15 protein-coding genes are annotated in these 16,341 nt (G+C 45.8%); 7 read left to right on the plus strand and 8 right to left on the minus strand.

The genetic code is table 11. The features are described 5' to 3' along the window. Positions 1–322 precede the first annotated feature (322 nt). The 3 genes from ABV298_RS24610 (at position 323) to ABV298_RS24620 (ending at position 3,000) form a co-directional block, all read left to right on the plus strand. Complete coding sequence (locus tag ABV298_RS24610; RefSeq protein ID WP_353718789.1) at positions 323–1,096, plus strand: DUF6882 domain-containing protein; 774 nt, start codon at positions 323–325, stop codon at positions 1,094–1,096. Beyond that, positions 1,080–1,175 carry a hypothetical protein gene (locus ABV298_RS24615; protein ID WP_353723247.1) on the plus strand — a complete coding sequence of 32 codons (96 nt, stop codon included), beginning with the start codon at positions 1,080–1,082 and terminating at the stop codon, positions 1,173–1,175. Before ABV298_RS24610 ends, ABV298_RS24615 begins: the two co-directional genes overlap by 17 nt. A 298-nt stretch (positions 1,176–1,473) precedes the next feature. Next, the gene (locus tag ABV298_RS24620) at positions 1,474–3,000 is read left to right on the plus strand and encodes a serine hydrolase (RefSeq protein ID WP_353718790.1); all 1,527 of its coding nucleotides are present in this window, start codon (positions 1,474–1,476) and stop codon (positions 2,998–3,000) included. A gap of 291 nt (positions 3,001–3,291) precedes the next feature. Here the strand turns inward: ABV298_RS24620 and ABV298_RS24625 are convergent, their stop codons facing one another. From ABV298_RS24625 to ABV298_RS24640, 4 genes are read right to left on the minus strand one after another with little or no spacing between them, the layout of a single operon-like run. Then, on the minus strand, positions 3,292–3,918 hold the full coding sequence (locus tag ABV298_RS24625) for a serine hydrolase domain-containing protein (RefSeq protein WP_353723248.1): 627 nt from the start codon (positions 3,916–3,918) through the stop codon (positions 3,292–3,294). Further along, entirely contained in the window at positions 3,872–4,324 is a 453-nt protein-coding gene (locus ABV298_RS24630) for a serine hydrolase domain-containing protein (RefSeq protein ID WP_353718791.1), read from the minus strand. The genes ABV298_RS24625 and ABV298_RS24630 overlap by 47 nt, the downstream gene beginning before the upstream one ends. Before the next feature lie 20 nt (positions 4,325–4,344). Further along, a complete protein-coding gene (locus ABV298_RS24635; RefSeq protein ID WP_353718792.1) occupies positions 4,345–5,343 on the minus strand; it encodes a PIG-L family deacetylase in 999 nt (332 codons plus the stop codon). Then, a complete protein-coding gene (locus tag ABV298_RS24640; RefSeq protein WP_353718793.1) occupies positions 5,307–6,281 on the minus strand; it encodes a helix-turn-helix domain-containing protein in 975 nt (324 codons plus the stop codon). The genes ABV298_RS24635 and ABV298_RS24640 overlap by 37 nt, the downstream gene beginning before the upstream one ends. A gap of 523 nt (positions 6,282–6,804) precedes the next feature. On the opposite strand from ABV298_RS24640, the gene ABV298_RS24645 reads away from it, so the two are divergent. Together ABV298_RS24645 and ABV298_RS24650 are read left to right on the plus strand one after the other, a co-directional pair. After that, entirely contained in the window at positions 6,805–8,175 is a 1,371-nt protein-coding gene (locus ABV298_RS24645; protein ID WP_353718794.1) for an RNA polymerase sigma factor, read from the plus strand. Between the two features lie 17 nt (positions 8,176–8,192). Next, entirely contained in the window at positions 8,193–10,559 is a 2,367-nt protein-coding gene (locus ABV298_RS24650) for an ABC transporter permease (protein ID WP_353718795.1), read from the plus strand. 591 nt (positions 10,560–11,150) lie between these two features. On the opposite strand, the gene ABV298_RS24655 is transcribed toward ABV298_RS24650, so the two are convergent. Further along, positions 11,151–11,543: an Arm DNA-binding domain-containing protein gene (locus tag ABV298_RS24655; protein WP_353723249.1), complete on the minus strand. Its 393-nt coding sequence runs from the start codon at positions 11,541–11,543 to the stop codon at positions 11,151–11,153. 60 nt (positions 11,544–11,603) lie between these two features. Between ABV298_RS24655 and ABV298_RS24660 the strand changes: the two genes are divergently transcribed. Both ABV298_RS24660 and ABV298_RS24665 read left to right on the plus strand, forming a co-directional pair. Then, positions 11,604–11,891 carry a transposase gene (locus tag ABV298_RS24660; RefSeq protein WP_353718731.1) on the plus strand — a complete coding sequence of 96 codons (288 nt, stop codon included), beginning with the start codon at positions 11,604–11,606 and terminating at the stop codon, positions 11,889–11,891. Between the two features lie 5 nt (positions 11,892–11,896). Further along, positions 11,897–12,733, plus strand: a complete 837-nt coding sequence (locus tag ABV298_RS24665) for an IS3 family transposase (protein WP_353723250.1) — start codon at positions 11,897–11,899, stop codon at positions 12,731–12,733. Positions 12,734–12,745: 12 nt separating this feature from the next. On the opposite strand, the gene ABV298_RS24670 is transcribed toward ABV298_RS24665, so the two are convergent. The 3 genes from ABV298_RS24670 to istA form a co-directional block, all read right to left on the minus strand. Beyond that, the gene (locus tag ABV298_RS24670; RefSeq protein ID WP_353718796.1) at positions 12,746–13,228 is read right to left on the minus strand and encodes a hypothetical protein; all 483 of its coding nucleotides are present in this window, start codon (positions 13,226–13,228) and stop codon (positions 12,746–12,748) included. 353 nt (positions 13,229–13,581) lie between these two features. Continuing rightward, positions 13,582–14,331, minus strand: a complete 750-nt coding sequence (gene istB, locus ABV298_RS24675; RefSeq protein WP_353718797.1) for an IS21-like element helper ATPase IstB — start codon at positions 14,329–14,331, stop codon at positions 13,582–13,584. 20 nt (positions 14,332–14,351) lie between these two features. Then, a complete protein-coding gene (istA, locus tag ABV298_RS24680; RefSeq protein ID WP_353718798.1) occupies positions 14,352–15,881 on the minus strand; it encodes an IS21 family transposase in 1,530 nt (509 codons plus the stop codon). Positions 15,882–16,341 lie beyond the last annotated feature (460 nt).

Below are 16,341 nucleotides of genomic sequence, written 5' to 3' on the forward strand. Positions count from 1 at the left end.
CAAACTCAAAATGTCCAAACTGATGAAAAACTTCTGTAAACCTTTGTTTTGTCTTATTTGTTAGTAAAACTTTCCCAACTTCGGTTCAATAGATATTCCAAAACGTTGATCCCCTGTTAAAGCAATCTCATCTGGCCGTGCAAACGCCCTAAAGTCATAGATAAGAGAATTCTATAAATATTCCTGCGACAAACGAGTATTAGAGATGCCTATGCCTATATTTGTTTCTAGCCATGCGTTACCGTTTACGCGGAATCGTCAGCTTATTTAAGATTTGTACACCGGTCAGTTCACGTTTTAGGAAGCCAGAATTTTAGTGACAATGGATTATGACTCATTTGCAAAAGAATGTATCGTTAAGTTAACGGCTTTGCAGAAACAACTTAGTGACGAATTTGATCTTAACGGGTATGCAAACTGGTTTTACAATCAAGCTACGGGATTGCTGACCTTTTCCACCGGCGAAACAGAGCTCAATTTCAAATTTTTTCAGGTTGGAAGCTTCTCTCACAAGTCAGGTACCTGGATGTGGTCATGGCACAACGAAAACACGTTAAGAAATGCCAAAGAAACCACTATGCAAGTTAAGGATTTTGGGACCGAGCATAATTTTGCCAAATTAACGGAGGGCCGTTTCTCAAGCGATGAATTTGAGGCCTGGGAGTTCACCGCTATTGCAGCCAAACTAACAAATGCAATTGGTGCTTACAGGCCTGTCAACGAAGAAGGATTGAAGGTCTTTCTGGTAATGACAGAATTTGTTGACAACGAAACTGCTAAAAGCATCAAAGACAAGTACATAGAATGTGGCGATCACGAATACAGAAGAGTGGCGTTTGTGTGCCAGCATCTGAATTTCACTACCAGAGTTGGTTTCGAAGAATCCTTTGAAACTTATGAAGGAATGGAGCTATCGGATGAAGACGACTTTCAGGCATGGTGCAACGAATGTGAGGTTGTTAGAGTTGCAGAAGACGGCTGGAACGATAATGCAATGGAATTTGCAAAAATCAGAGTAGTTTGTGAAGGATGCTATTTCAAAATGAAGGCGCTGAACCTCAACCGCCCTATTCGAATACATCGATGGATACTATAATACTAGGCGACTCCATTCCTCTTTAAACTATCTGAATCCGGCTTCCTTTGAGGCTGAATATTATCGGCAAACTGGATGAGAATTGAGACTTTAAATATTTACTAACCCGCAAAAATGTAAACCCAAACGGAACCACCTCAGGTTTCTTCACTTTGGGAATCCCGCCGAATCAATAAATGAGCCTGTGAAAATTGACGACGACTTTAATTTCACCAAGTTTCATTGATCTATAACTCAAACAGATATTGCACAAAAGATATCCATACGATAAACAAAAACAACAACAGAATAGCAATTTCCTTATGATCGATGCAACAAATAGCTTTCTACCCTGTCTTTAAGGGGATATGGTTCTCTCACATTTTTACTTAGAAGAAATGTTACGCATTTCAAGAGTCTTTGTAGTTGCATTCTTCATCGCACTGGTAATGGCACCCGCTTCCGCGCAAACCACGGCTCAGCGGCTTGACCGGTTCGTCACCAAACTGATCGAAAACAAACAGTTCAGTGGTTCTATTCTCGTAGCGGAAGAAGGAAAAACAGTGTACCGGAAGTCGGCTGGATATGCTGTTTTTTCAAAGAGAGTTCCAAACACGCAGGCCATCTCCTTTCCGATTGCCTCCCTTTCCAAAACCATGACCGCAATCGGTATTCTGCAACTGATGGAACAGGGTAAGTTGGACATCAATCTTCCCGTTGCGACCTATTTGCCCAGTTTTCCATACGCGCAAATCACCGTTCGGCACCTGCTGTCGCACACATCAGGATTACCCCCTTATAATGCATACCTGAACCCGCTCCGGGCAAAAGATTCTAGCAAGGTATTCACCAATGCCGATTTTCTGCCCGTCGTGGCTTCGGGCAAGAACCCATTGATCTATTCACCGGGCGAAAAAGGCAACTACGACAACGTTAACTACATTGTTTTAGCCTTACTCCTCGAACGCCTATCAGGACTCCCTTATGCTGATTACATTCAGCGTTACGTGCTAGAACCTGCCGGTATGAAACACACACGGTTTATGCCACTAGCTCAACAATTCAACACAGATACCATAGCTAACTTCGCCTACCCACATATTTATCTGCGGGCCTACGATGACATGCCGACGCGTTCCAATACAGTTCCCTATATCAGAAATTATTGGAAAGCATTTGCCCTGACCGGATTCGGCGATTACATCAGCACGATTGAGGATATTCTGCTATATGACAAAGCCCTGGATGAAAACCGGTTGCTCAAGGCGAATACCTTACGGGAAGCCCACCAACCGGTACTTTTGACCGACGGGAAGCCGCATCCAGACCTTTTTGGTCTTGGTTGGGAAGTAGAGTCCGATACCAGTATGGGTCAGGTTGTTTACCATAGTGGAGCGGCTATCAGCCTAAGCTGTGTTATGATGCGTAACCTAACCAGGCGCCAAACGGTCATTCTCTTCGACAATACTCATTTCAATGCCCACGAAGTTGGCACCAAATTATTGAAGATATTGAATGGTCAGCACGTTGAATTGCCTAAAAAAAGCCTTGCGCACCTTTATGGGCAAACTCTCTTGAAACAAGGTTCGACCGAAGCCCGAAATGAACTAACCAGGCTGAAAAAAGACACACTAAATTATTATCTGAGCGAACAGGAGGTGAATGAGTTAGGATATGCTTTTTTAGGAAATAGCAATCCTTATCATTTGCCCGAATCACATAAGTACGGTGAGGCTTTGGCAACATTTAAACTCAACATTGACTTATTTCCAACAAGTTGGAACGCCTACGACAGCTACGGCGAAGCACTCCTGGTGAAGGGTAACAAGCAAGAAGCAGCTATGATGTACGAAAAGTCAATCAAGCTCAATCCCGATAACAAAGGTGGGATAAAAGCGCTTGAGGCCATCCGCAATGAGAACTGATTTTTGAGGACTTCGAGATAATTACGGTACGGTAAAAATGGATGTTAAAAAGCTTCACTTTACACCATTGCGTCCAGGAGGTTCGCGGCCCGCTTTCCGATGTTAAGCGTGGCTGCGTTCCATGTCAGTTTCTGGGTCATGGCATATATTGAAGGACATTTTCCTACCAGCGAAATAGCGACAATCGTACTAAAAGGGCAAGAGTGTTCCCATTCGGATTCTAAGTATAGAAACCGATGCGATTGAATTGTAGGTACCGGCTTTACTACAAAGCCAAAAAGATAAAGACAGTTATTTCGCACGCTCAATTATTTCATCACCCAGATCAAGTGACCGGCTCAGAATATTTTTAATCAAAGACATGCCGGTATCGCTGTTGGTGAATATTACGATCCCTCTCTGCGACTTTGGCAATAGTATGATAATGGTCCGCACGCCGGGATCGGCCCCGGAATGCATTATCGCAAATTCATCGTTTTTCAGCTCTTTAAAGAGCTGCCATCCCAATCCGTATGTCTGCTTTTGATCTTGAAACGTGACCATTTCGCGATACACATGATCACTTAATCCATTTTTATTCAATACGTTGGCTCCAAATCGGGTATAGTCGGCGATAGTGGTCATTAGCAAATCTGCGGCAGACGATTGCGTATACTTTTTAATCGGGAGCGGTTCTCCATTACGGTCGTGTGCTACCGCAAACCGGCCCTCGTCCATGTTTTTATCCCAGTAAAATCGGGTGTCGATCATCTTGTCGGGTTTGAGAAGATATTTCCCGACGATTTCCTCGAACGGCAACTTGAACTTTTTTACCAACGCATGTTTCAAATATTCAAGTCCTTCTCCGGAATATTGCGTTTGCGTTCCTGGTTCAAAATCGAAGGTCAGCTTGCCGGCTCTTGTGTAACCATCGCCAATTCACAAATCCCGTTTGATGTGAGATAACGTGCCTGGTTGTTAATCGTTGATGACGTGGGTCATCGGCTACCTGAGGATCTGTCCAATAATGGAACAGTGGTTCATCCAGATCCCATAGCCCCTTGCTGACCAGTCGTAAAGTCGCCATTTCGGTAACAGGCTTGGTCAGCGAGGCCACCTGAAAAATAGCATTTGGAGGGGCCGGCGTTCCCTTTTTCAGTTCGCCTAACACTTTTGTCTGGGAAACCTGGCTATTCTCGATCACTCCAATCGCCAATGCCGGGACCTTATATTCTTGCATGAGCCTTCTGAGTGTGGAATCTGCCGGAATGTTCACTTTCTGATATTGTGAAAAAGCTTCCTGTAAGATGAACAGAAATACAAGAATAAAAGCAGTCTTCTTCATGGCCGGTTGGGATAAAAGGTTTAAAACAACGAATTTTTCAACGGCTCTGTCGACGAGAACGGACGGAGCATAACCTGCCCTTTCTGAACACTTTTCATAAAAATGGGGAGCTTGATTCTTACAGATTCCCTATACTGGCTTTTATGACATTGGTAGGCTTGTCCCAATCTCACGTAATCGATGCTATCCAGGCTGATATGCACGGTGTGGTGTGATGAATCAACGGTTAAATAAGTCGCCCAGCTCTTTTCGTTGATGCTTCCTGTTGGAAGGGCCGGATAGAACAGTTTCGGCTTCCACGGCCAGGACCTGGATTCAAATACTTCGGTTACAATATTTCCTATTAAACGATGGTCTGGATGCCCGGTCATACCTGCGGCTCCAAATGTGAGCACGGCGTCGGGCTGATAAAATTGAAATAGCGAGTCAATTTTGTATCGTAGCAGGTCAATTTGGCTCTGTAACTTACCCTCGCTTGCCAATAGCTGATCCGGAAGACCTAACAGTATTGGTTTTTCAAGCCCCAGGGCATTGCAGGAACAAGACATTTCGTCCCGTCTGATCTCCACTAGTGTTTTGTCTTCGGGGACTTTATAAAAATCTGTTTGTCCCAAAGCTCCATTTGTTGCTATTACAATGTGCACCTTCACTCCCCGGGTAGCATAGTGGCTCAATAAGGTCCCCATCAATAGCTCATCATCCGGGTGCGCCACAATGGCCATTATGACACGACCGGCCTCCTTATTGCTGACTTTTCCGGTGTGGCTGCCTTCATTGTGAAGGCCGCCACTTAGTAGTTTGAATAGCGAGACGTAAAATAGCTTGTTCATAACGAAGACGGTAAAAAGATTTGCTGCTCTGGCAAGCACGCACTCGCCGGATTTCTGTAAAACAAGGCAACAAAGTGCCAGGAAACCTCTCAAAGTGAATTTTGAGAGGTCATCAGAAATCGTTTTGTTCCAGCAAAATGTGAGGTGAGAGCTCAGCGGTGTTGCTCCTGAAACTCTTTCGGAGAGCAATTGGTGTGTTTCTTAAACACCCGGTAGAAACTCGCTTCGGAATTGAAGCCCGAATCCAACGCAATTCCGAGGATCGACAGATGGGATAAACGACCGGTAACGAGCTTCTCTTTTACTTCCTCTACCCGGTATTCATTGATCAGGTCGCGAAAGCTCTTTTCGTAAGACGTGCTGATAGTGAAAGACAGCGCATTGGGCGAAACGTCCAATCGCCGGGCCATCTCTGTCAGCGTAAGCGTTGGATTTCGATATATCCTCTCTTTCTCCAATAACGCTTCAATCCCCATGCGGATCTGCGGAAGTTTTTCCGGCGACACCGGTGCGATCTGGTCTGCCTTATTGACTGTGACGGTTGCCTGTATAGGCAGATTCGTTTGTTTGCTTGCCTGAAAACCGATGTAATAGATGATCACAGTCATCAGAAAGTAAAACAACTGCCAATGGAAGAAATTGGTTTGCCCGTAGTCGGTCCCGTAATCCAGCGTGATGTTGGCGAGTAATAGTACAGTTAATCCACCTATTAGCAGCAGCAGATTTCTCAACCAGCCATAAGTCGGGTATGAGCTATCAGATATCGTATCATACAGCCAGGATCGATACATTCGCAAACGACTGATACTGAGAAATAAATAAATCCCGAAGGAGAGAACAGACAAATAGTCTTCAATTTCTTTGACAGCGTTATAGGCAAAAGCGGCAGCCACCTTACTTTTCTCCGAGAAGTCGTCAAGCGGCAGCACGCGCACGTAGACAAGTAGAGCGTGGCCCATTAGCAGGAAAGAAGGCAAAAGGTGGAGTATGGCTGGTCGCCGGAGTTTCGATAAGGACCCGGTAACAGAAACTACGTACAAATACAACAGCGGTTGGATAGTCAGGTCGATAGCCAACGGGAAATAACGAAAAAGACGAGTATTCCAGAGGCCCAGTGTATGTAGCAATATCTTACAGTTTAGTAAGACTGTGATAACTAAAATCCAAGCCAGCAACTTGTCCGAGCTTCGCCGATTATTATGAAAGAGTTGGATACTTGCAATTACACCTTGAAGAATCCCAATTAATACGATGACATCAAACAAAGAGAATTGCACGACGACGAATTTCTTTAAATTTTGTTGACGATACAGCATTCTCCCCGCGCTTCAAAGCCATTAAACTAAGGCCGAACAAAGAACCAAAAGAGGGGCAACTACCAAAATGCCGATAATTTAAGGTAATTTAGTTATATCCCCGGGAATTCTGATTGATCCGATGGGGATACTTCCTTTGTTCAATCAAGTACGAATCGGCCCGACAAGTATTGCTTGTCAAGATGCAATGTGATGGCGGGATTTCACGAATCATTCTCTATGCAGGATGTCCTCATTGTACATCGGGTGACGTGAGAAACATAATTTCTTATCTTAACTGCAACCATTTGAAAAAAAGCATCATTGAAAAGCACAGTTTCAATCATGTAAGAAAATGTCGGATAGTTTTTGGGAAGCTGCTTACAGACAGAACATCGCTAAAATGATCGGTGTTTGCTGTCGTTATACGCAAAACCGGCAGATAGCCGAGGATCTGGCACATGATGCCTTTCTGGTTGCGATCGACAAGGCGGCGAGTTTCGAAAACAAGGGGCCGTTTGAGGCATGGCTGAGGCGAATCGTGGTCAATGTGGCCTTACAACACTTACGTGAGCAAAGGAGACAAGAAAAATGGGAGCTGGTTCATGCCTATGGCAGCGTTGCAGATGAAATTCCGGAGGAAAACCCCGGCAACAATGACGGCAGTTTTTCAGAGGCCGAGCTACTGGAGGTCATAGCGAATCTGCCGGAACATCACAGACTTGTATTTAATCTGTATGTGATCGACCATTTTACGCATGCTCAAATTGCTGCAAGTCTCGGTATCAGCGAAGGAACGTCAAAATCGCATTTGGCGCGCGCCCGAAAAAAACTCCGGGAACTTCTCGCGGATAAACTCAAAAACGACACGAAGCGGAAACAGGCAATGGGTTGGTTAATGCTTTCCTGCGGAATTCGCCCCGTTGATTCTATGTTTGCGGAAAAGCTAAATAGCCTTGCCATTCCCCCCCGAAAGAAATTACAACCTGGTACAAGTGGCGCCGGCACGGTTGTCCCGATACTCAAGACTTCTGGCATCACTTACGCAACTTATGTAAAAACCGGCGTTATCACGGTTGCTGCGGCGGTGTTTTTGACGGGAGGCCCAGGTACAGTTGTCGACACAGGCAGACAAGACGTTCCCTCTCTAAAATATCAGGTATCTGATTCAACTAACAGCAAATTTTCCGGCCCGATTCCTGCAACCATTTCGGAAAATTCCATCATAGTTGAAAAAACAAAAAAATCAGAACCAATGAAAAATCTCAGCACTTTGGCCGGAATAGTGATAACTAGCCTGGCTGTTGACTCCGCGGGCTTGTCGACAAATTTGCCGAACACATTTGAAAACCACCGCCCGATAATCAGCCCTGTTATGAAAACAAAACCGGCGAACGTTGAGCCGGTTGCAAAGCGAATTCCGGCTTCGGTGTCGGGCTCATTCTACGCATCGAAACTTCTTTGGTCAGCCGACGGGAAGCTGTATTTTTTCGGAGATCACGTTAACGTGGATGTAGGCACCAATAAGTTTACAGGCAGTGGTAAATTTTCCCTTCTCGATCAAGTGCATTATCTGATCGTCGATGGTGCCTCCGTAGAGCAAAACCAGATGATCAAACTCCAAGAGAAGAAATACAATCTGGTCATGCTCGACGGCCCTGACGGAGTCAGGAAATATGGAGAACATGCGAAATCAGGGGTCTTGGAAATTACTTTGGCCGAGTAATGGTTCGAAACTATCTAATGGTAGCGGTTCGCTCCCTGCTGCAAAACAAGTTGTATGCGGCCCTGAACGTTTTCGGACTTTCCCTGGGCATTACTTGTGCGCTGATTATTTACATGGTGGTCAGCTACCACCTAAGCTTCGACAATTTTCATAGCAATGCGGCAAATATTTACCGGATCGTCACAGAGAGGCACGGTGACATTATCACCTATGAACCTGGTGTGCCGGCGCCACTTGGAAAAGCTTTCCGGCGGGATTACGATTTTGCTGAACTGGTTGCCCGGACGGCCACATTTGAAGACGCGCAAGTCACCGTCGAAAACGGCACGCAAAAGAATCTTTACAAAGAACCGGGCGGGTTTGCATTTGCAGAACATACCTACTTTGCAATATTTAATTTCCCCTTCGAGAGCGGCAACCCGGAACTGGCACTTTCCGAACCTAATACAGCGGTGATTACCCGGCGGCTTGCGGAAAAGTATTTTGGGAATGATAATCCGATTAACAAAAGAATTCGGTTTGGCCGTAACATTTCCGTCCAAATCACTGGAATTCTGAAAGACCTGCCCTTAAACAGCCACCAGAAAACCGAAATTTTCGTGTCCTATAATACATTAGGGCAACAGAACAACTGGCTGGCCGGTGAGGACTCCTGGAACGGTATCAGCGACGCGATGAAGTGCTATGTCCGGCTACGTCCGCAGGTCGATCCGGGTATAGTTGAGCAAGCCTTGCAAAGTTATGCATCCAAATTCAGGCAGGATTCCAAAAGTGTCCATCATTACAAGCTTCAGCCCCTCTCGAAGTTTCATTTCGACGCAAGATATGGCGGGGAAATGGAGAAAAAGAACCTATGGATACTTACCCTAATCGGCATATTTCTGATTGCCACAGGCTGTGTAAACTTTATAAACCTGGCGACTGCACAGGCAGTCAAGCGGACAAAGGAAGTGGGGATCAGAAAAGCTATGGGAGGATCGCGTAGCCAGTTATTCGGACAATTCATTACGGAAACAGCACTCATGACGATCATCGCATTCGGTGTCGCTACGGGGTTGACAGTTATGCTTCTCCCGCAAGTAAGGAACTGGTTTGAAATACCTCTCAGCCTTAGTATGATCGTTAATCCCCAATTGGCGGGCTTTGCCTTATTGCTTGTCGTGCTGATAACGTTGATGGCAGGCTCGTACCCAGGTATAATTACCAGCGGGTTCCAGCCTATCATCGCGTTGAAAGGAAATACATCCCCTCAAAACATGCATGGTTTAGACATCCGGCGAGTCCTGATCATTACACAGATTCTACTAGTGCAGGTACTTATTATGTCAATGATGGTCGTCACCCGCCAAATGCAGTATATCCGAAAATCTGACCTTGGTTTTAATAGGGATGCCATTATAACGCTACCGATCGCCTCCGGCTATCAAAAAGCGAAGACTGTAAAAATTCAAATGGAACAAATTAATGGTGTCGAAAATGTAACACTATGCTACGCCCCGCCCGCCTCCGATGATCATAATTGGACCACCACTCCTTACTATAACAACGACCCTGTCGGGGAACCATTCCAGGTATCCGTTAAAGCTGCCGACGCCGATTTTATCCAGACTTTTGGGCTGATGTTGTTAGCAGGTCGAAACATGTCGATGTCCGACTCAATACAGGAATTTATTGTCAATGAGGCATTCGTAAAGAAATTAAATCTTGCCTCCCCTGAAAAAGTGCTGGGAAAAACACTGGACATCAATGAAAACAAAGGGTTAATCGTAGGAGTTATCCGGGACTTCCACGACTTGTCTTTTCACAATGACATTAACCCTGTCGCCATATTCGCTGCGCCAGACCTGTATATGGCTTATGCTATAAAAGCCAAGACACAGGATTTGGAAGGAATATTAAATTCACTTGAAAGAATTTGGCGTACGAACCACCCGGAGAGCTTGTTTGAGTATGCGTTTTTGGATGATGATTTGGCCGGCTTTTACAAAACGGAAATGCTTATGCTCAAACTTGTCCTGGTCTTTGCCGCATTGGCTACAGTGCTCGGTTGCTTGGGTCTTTATGGCCTGATATCATTTATGACTGCCCGAAAAAAACAGGAGATAGGGATCCGTAAAGTTTTAGGAAGCACAGTCGGGCAAATCGTCTGGATTTTCGGCAAAGAGTTGGTACACTTAATTGTAGCAGCATTTCTTATAGCAGCTCCCGTGGTGTGGTGGGCAATGCAGAAATGGCTCAACGGCTTCAAATTCAAGATCGAGCTTGGCCCTGGTGTTTTTATTTGGGGGCTGCTTATAACCTTGGTGGCGGCATTCCTGACAACCAGCCATCAGGCGGTAAGGGCAGCCCTGCAAAACCCTGTCGACAGCCTGCAAAACAGATAAAACTGCATTCGGTGGAAGCATCGGAGAGGTGTTCTGTTTGGATGTGCAAGTAGCCATTCGTGGTGCCCAAAAAATAAAATTCGTCATTACTAGGAACAAGACGCGCCGCGGGTGCCGTGGCAATTGTAAAACATTCCGGAGCAATTCGGACGGAGCGGGGGGGGAATGATTTATTCGGGCATTGTTTGTAACCTTGCGATAGTAAAAGCAATATTTATCGGAAATGGGTAAGCATATAGCGTCGGTTGATGGATCAATTACTTACACTGCGGAAGAGTACTATACGAGACTACATAGGCGCAACCACCGTTCATCGGGCGGGTACCTGAAATTTGATTGCCTCTAATCTAGGGCTAGTTCCTTAGACGCTGAGTCGTATTAATTCCGATCAAACAATGCTGCTAACCTCCTCAAATCTTCCAGCAAATGGTTCGACTTTTGTCCCGTAGGGCGCACAAATGGCACTCTTTTTGCACACAAATGTATGGTTTATAGCTGGTGCATTTGTGTTTTCTGGTGGCTTTCACATTCACGGCGACTTGCAGATGGCTATTTCGGCTCTGAACGGTTTGAGTTGATTAAGCAACTTCTTCAAACTACCGTGCAAGTCTCCATAGTCTTCGAAAAATGCTGCAACTCCATTTTTATCCATATCGTAGAGTCGCAAAGGGCCTCGACTGTCCATTTTTTGTTATACTCCAGCTCATGGTCAAAGTAATGGGCAATAACTTCTTCGGGTTCTGGAATACGGCCTCGACGACGAAATTCTTGATAAACAGAGTCGAGTCCGTTCCGAATGCTGATTAATTTTTGGGTCGTCTGCTCATCGCCTAAAACTACCTGCAGTTTGTTATCCCATGTTTCTGGCCTAGCCCTTGGTCCGGTAGAAAAAGCCGTCGCGGGAACCCCATTTACGCTAACCCGGCATTGAATCGAACAATAGCCCGACTTATTCTTACGAGATTCGGTTATTTGAAAGCGAATGGTTTATAATACTCCCAGAAATCTGGACAGCTGCTTAAATTTCTAACTTAGTAGCTGACTATGAAAAAGGAACGTAGAAAATTCAGTGCGAGCTTCAAAGCCAAAGTGGCTATTGAAGCGATTAAAGAGGTTCAGACCGTGCAGGAATTGGCCTCCAAGTACGAGATTCATCCAACACAGATAGCTGCCTGGAAGCGAGAGTTTCTGGAAAAGGCTGAATTAGTTTTCAGTAAAGAGGCACCCACCACTGGTAATGAATCCGAAAACACAAAAGAGAAGGAATTGTATTCTAAAATCGGTGAACTTCAAGTCCAAGTCGATTTTTTAAAAAAGGTCTTGGGGAAATGAGTGTTATGGAGAAACGCGGACTTGTTTCCCCTGAGTACCCTGAGCTAAGCGTCTCGGCACAGTGCAAATTGATTGGTTTACAGCGTAGTAGCTATTACTTTAAGCCGAGAGGTCAGTCTCTGTTAAACCAGCGATTGATGAAGGCCATTGATCGCCAGTTTCTAGAGTGCCCGTTTTATGGCGTAGAACGCATGCGTGATTACCTGATCGGACTGGGATATCCTGTTGGTGTGAAGCGGGTGAGAAGACTTTATAGACTTATGAATTTGCGCACAATTTATCCCAAGCGCAATCTAAGCAAATCCAAACCAACAGATTACAAATATCCATATTTGCTGAAGGGGTTGAAGATTGAGCGCCCCAATCAGGTCTGGCAAGCCGATATATCTTATATTCCAATGTTCAGAGGATTTATGTACATGTTCGCCATTATTGACGTTTACAGCCGTCGAATTGTGGGATGGAGTATCTCCAATACAATGAGTATGGAATGGTGCCGGGAAACGCTTTTGGATACGATCCGTACACAGGGAAAGCCCGAAATATTCAATACCGACCAGGGTAGCCAATTCACAAGTCAGGGTTTTATTAAGCCGCTCTTAGAGAAAGGGATACAAATTTCTATGGACGGAAAAGGACGGGCCCTAGACAATGTTTTCATCGAAAGATTTTGGAGGTCGCTCAAACAAGAGTACATATACTTAAATCCTCCAAATGGCGGGATGGATTTGTATCGGGGAGTAAAAGCATATGTGGAATTTTACAACCGTCGACGCAAACACACAGGAACCGGGTACATTCCCGATGAATTGTTTTTCCAGATCAATGCAAAAGCATCCTAATTAAACTTAATTTCATCCGTCGGCTGTCCAGCAAACCGGGAGTATTTCAGTTATCCGATGCGTGACTACACGGTTAAATATTTCAGAAGGTCGATTTCGCCTTTTTCGAACGAGCACGCGATTGTTGAACACTTCCTTGTCTATCTCATCGATGGTCTTCATCAATTCAAGTTTTTCATTTACCTCAGCGATCATTCTTTCAAAGGCGGACACTTTGTCTTGTGCTCGCATAGGCTTTCTCTGGACCGACGTTTCAAAATCGTTTAATAACCGTTCCTTTAACCTCAGTAGTTTTTCTCTCTTACTAAGGCCCTCGTCGGATTCGCAAAAGTTGGCTTCATATGCGGTTTTGAGCATTTCAGCAGTAACCACCCCGGCGGTCCACATTTCCTTGTATGACCGTAGACCTTTTAGCCAGCCATTCTGAAGACTAGTAATGCTGCTGTACGACATAAATGTTATCAAAAACGGGAATTGGATAAGTTTTACATACATAATTGACAAGTTTTCACCCTATCACTGTGGATGAAACTGCGCTAATTTGTGTGTTGAGGTGTTTAACAAATTCAAGCACGGAATTTCTAATGTCGAGTGGGTTTTATCCTCAGTTTAGGATAAGCTATTGTGCATGTGGTTGGTCCGCCAAATGATTATCAATAGCAGAGTTGGCATGCAATCAAAAATTCAGATAGGACAAAGTGATTTGTTCGCGATTGAAGGGCTCAAATTGGGTATTTCGGAGAAGTTGACCACCTGATTCCGTGGCAAATTGACCACCTAATTGTCTGGCGGCCGGTAGCAGAAAAAAGCTGCAGAAGCAGTTTCAAAATTAGTTAATTAAGGTCGTATTATTGGTAGCTGTTTTCGGGCTCTATTTTTTTCTTTCTTCTCATCGATTCCCCTCTCAGTTCTATGCGGTGCGCGTCGTGAACAATGCGGTCCAGGATAGCGTCGGCAATGGTTTTTTCTCCGATCACTTCATGCCATTTGCTGACGGGCAACTGCGAAGTAATAATCAACGATGCTTTTCCGTGCCGGTCTTCGATGATCTCCATCAGGGCGGCCCTGCTCTGTGCATCGAAGGGCTGGATACCGAAGTCATCGAGCACCAACAGGTGCTGCCGTTCGATCCTGGCGATTTCCTTGATATAAGAGCCGTCAGCCTTGGCCATTTTCAAGCGGGCGAACAGTTTTGGGGTACTCGCGTAAAGTACGCGGTACCCCTGGATGCAGGCTTGATGGCCGATGGCAGTTGCCACATAGCTTTTGCCGATCCCGGTGCTGCCGGTGATCAGCAGGTTCTCATTGCGGGTGATAAAAGAGCAATCAGCCAGGCGCATGACCTGGTTACGGTCCAGACTGCGATCGGCATGGTAATGGATATTTTCGACGACGGCCTTATAACGGAACCGGGCCTGGTAGATCTGCCGCTCTACGCGGCGGTTGTTGCGATCGTCCCACTCGGCGTCCACAAGGTACCCTAATAGCTCATCTGCCGTATAATCATTGGTTTTTCCGCTTTCCAGGCTGGTTTTGAAGGCATGGAACATGCCATAAAATTTAAGCTTGCGCAGCTTCTCCAAGGTGTCATTGTTCATTGTATAGATTGTTTAAAAGGTTACTGATAATATTCTTCACCCCTGATATTGTCGTGGTTAGGCATCGGCAGCTCGTCGGCGAACAGGCTGTCCTCGTACTGGTCCATCTTCTTTTCCAATATCATCTGGATGATTTTGTAGTTATAAATACCATAGCTCAACGCGCGCTGGCATGCGCTGATCAGCCGTTGTTCGCCGGCCTTTTTTGCGAAGGACAAGATGCCGATGCAAGAGCGGTAGGCCTGCTCGGGATGCTGCTTACGGTCCAGTATTTTAAGGATATAAAGCCTTACGTCATCGTGGATCGAAGAAGCCCATTCGACGAACTTATCCGGGGTCCATTCGGTCAAAAAGCGGTGCGTGCTGGCCAGGTGCTCTTTATCGGTCGAGTAATTGTAGGGGCTTTTGACACGCTGATGCAGGGCTATGCGCTCATAACGGTAGTAAATCTCGACCAACGTGCCCGAGAACAGCAATTTGACCTTCTTGCCGATGAACCGGTACGGGACGCTGTAATAGTGCTTGTCGATGCTCAGGTTCACGTGCCCGTTTTTCATCACGGTCGCATGTGACTGCTTTTTGAACTCGTAGCGGAGCAGCGGCAGCGGAGAGAGTGCGCCTCGCTCGATCTCTTCGAACTGAAGCCTGCGGCTGTAATTGCGACCGCGTAGGAGCTGATTATTATGGACTTCCAGGGCCGCCCATATGGCTGCGTTTAGCTCGGATAGTGAGTTAAAAACCTGCTTTCTTAAAGGCGCATAGATCCGGCTGTAAACGATTTTAACAGCCCCTTCGACCAACGCCTTATCGCGTGGCCGGTAAGCCCTGGTGGGTAATATGGTGGTCCCGTAATGGTTGGCAAAGTCCTCAAAAGTCTCGTTCAGGGTAGGTTCATACCGGTTGCTTTTGGTGACGGCCGCCTTGAGATTATCCGGGACTACGGCTGCCGGAACGCCACCGATGTAACGAAAAGCATTCTCACAAGCCAGGATCAGATCTTCTTTTTGCTGGCTCATGACCGCTTCCACATAGGTGAGCTGGCTGGCGCCCAGGATGGCAATAAAGACTTCAACCTCAATTACTTCGCCAGTCTCCCTGTTTACGAAGCTCAGCTTTACACCGGCAAAATCGATATAGAATTTATCGCCCGCTTTATGGTCCTGGTGCATAACAGGATTTACCCGGGCCTTCCACTGAGCCAGGTGGAAGCAGAACTGGGTATAGCCAAAACCGTCAGGGAATTCCTTTTTGTAGCTCTCCCAGAGCGAATAACGTGTCTCGCCGGTTTTTTTGAGCTCTTTATCTATCCGGGGAAAACAGCGCTGTAAGTTCAACAGCCTATCCTGCGGCGGCATCTGTCTAACTGCACCGAAAAACTCGTCCAGCTCTTTATCGTTCAGGCCGTTGATCTGCTCGAAAGTCAGACCGCTCGCTTCAAAAGTAGCCATGTACTTCTTGGCCGTATTGCGGGAAACGCCCGTTTGCTCAGCAATAAAAAGCTTGCTGCGCCCTTGACTGTACATCCTTAGGATCTGTCTTATCTTATTCATGCTGATAGTCGAATTAGCCATACTTTCCACGGTTGGTATCCGCCAAAAATATGGGTGATTCTACAGCATTTTTCTGCTTGACAGGGTGGTCAGTTTCCTCCGAAACAGGTGGTCAGTTTGCTCCGAAACGGGGTGGTCAATTTCAGCCGGAACAGGTGGTCAGTTTAAACTGAAATGGGGTGGTCAATTTCACCGAATTTTCCACAAATACATATTGTAGTCATAATTTGAGATGATCGTACACAAACACGTTAGAAAACTGAAACATAAAGAGATGCTTTTCGCAAATTTAATTGTATAAGTACCCGCTGTGCAATTAGCAACCTGGCATTATCAGGAAGGTATTGCTCGGAGGCATTCACAATTGCAAACTAAGGTCGGATATCCCGGCCTATTTCCAGGTCATCGCATCGTGCAAATCAGAGCGAGGTTCGTATATCCGACGCAGACAAAGACTAGT

The organism is Dyadobacter sp. 676, assembly GCF_040448675.1.
Lineage (GTDB): Bacteria > Bacteroidota > Bacteroidia > Cytophagales > Spirosomataceae > Dyadobacter.

What these genes read in the sequence shown, in the direction of transcription:
- ABV298_RS24610 (WP_353718789.1), top strand. Translation starts at nt 323, where the DNA reads ATGGATTATGACTCATTTGCAAAAGAATGTATCGTTAAGTTAACGGCT.
- ABV298_RS24620 (WP_353718790.1), top strand. Translation starts at nt 1,474, where the DNA reads ATGTTACGCATTTCAAGAGTCTTTGTAGTTGCATTCTTCATCGCACTG.
- ABV298_RS24630 (WP_353718791.1), bottom strand. Translation starts at nt 4,324, where the DNA reads ATGAAGAAGACTGCTTTTATTCTTGTATTTCTGTTCATCTTACAGGAA.
- ABV298_RS24645 (WP_353718794.1), top strand. Translation starts at nt 6,805, where the DNA reads ATGTCGGATAGTTTTTGGGAAGCTGCTTACAGACAGAACATCGCTAAA.
- ABV298_RS24650 (WP_353718795.1), top strand. Translation starts at nt 8,193, where the DNA reads ATGGTAGCGGTTCGCTCCCTGCTGCAAAACAAGTTGTATGCGGCCCTG.
- ABV298_RS24660 (WP_353718731.1), top strand. Translation starts at nt 11,604, where the DNA reads ATGAAAAAGGAACGTAGAAAATTCAGTGCGAGCTTCAAAGCCAAAGTG.
- ABV298_RS24665 (WP_353723250.1), top strand. Translation starts at nt 11,897, where the DNA reads ATGGAGAAACGCGGACTTGTTTCCCCTGAGTACCCTGAGCTAAGCGTC.
- ABV298_RS24670 (WP_353718796.1), bottom strand. Translation starts at nt 13,228, where the DNA reads ATGTATGTAAAACTTATCCAATTCCCGTTTTTGATAACATTTATGTCG.
- istB (WP_353718797.1), bottom strand. Translation starts at nt 14,331, where the DNA reads ATGAACAATGACACCTTGGAGAAGCTGCGCAAGCTTAAATTTTATGGC.
- istA (WP_353718798.1), bottom strand. Translation starts at nt 15,881, where the DNA reads ATGAATAAGATAAGACAGATCCTAAGGATGTACAGTCAAGGGCGCAGC.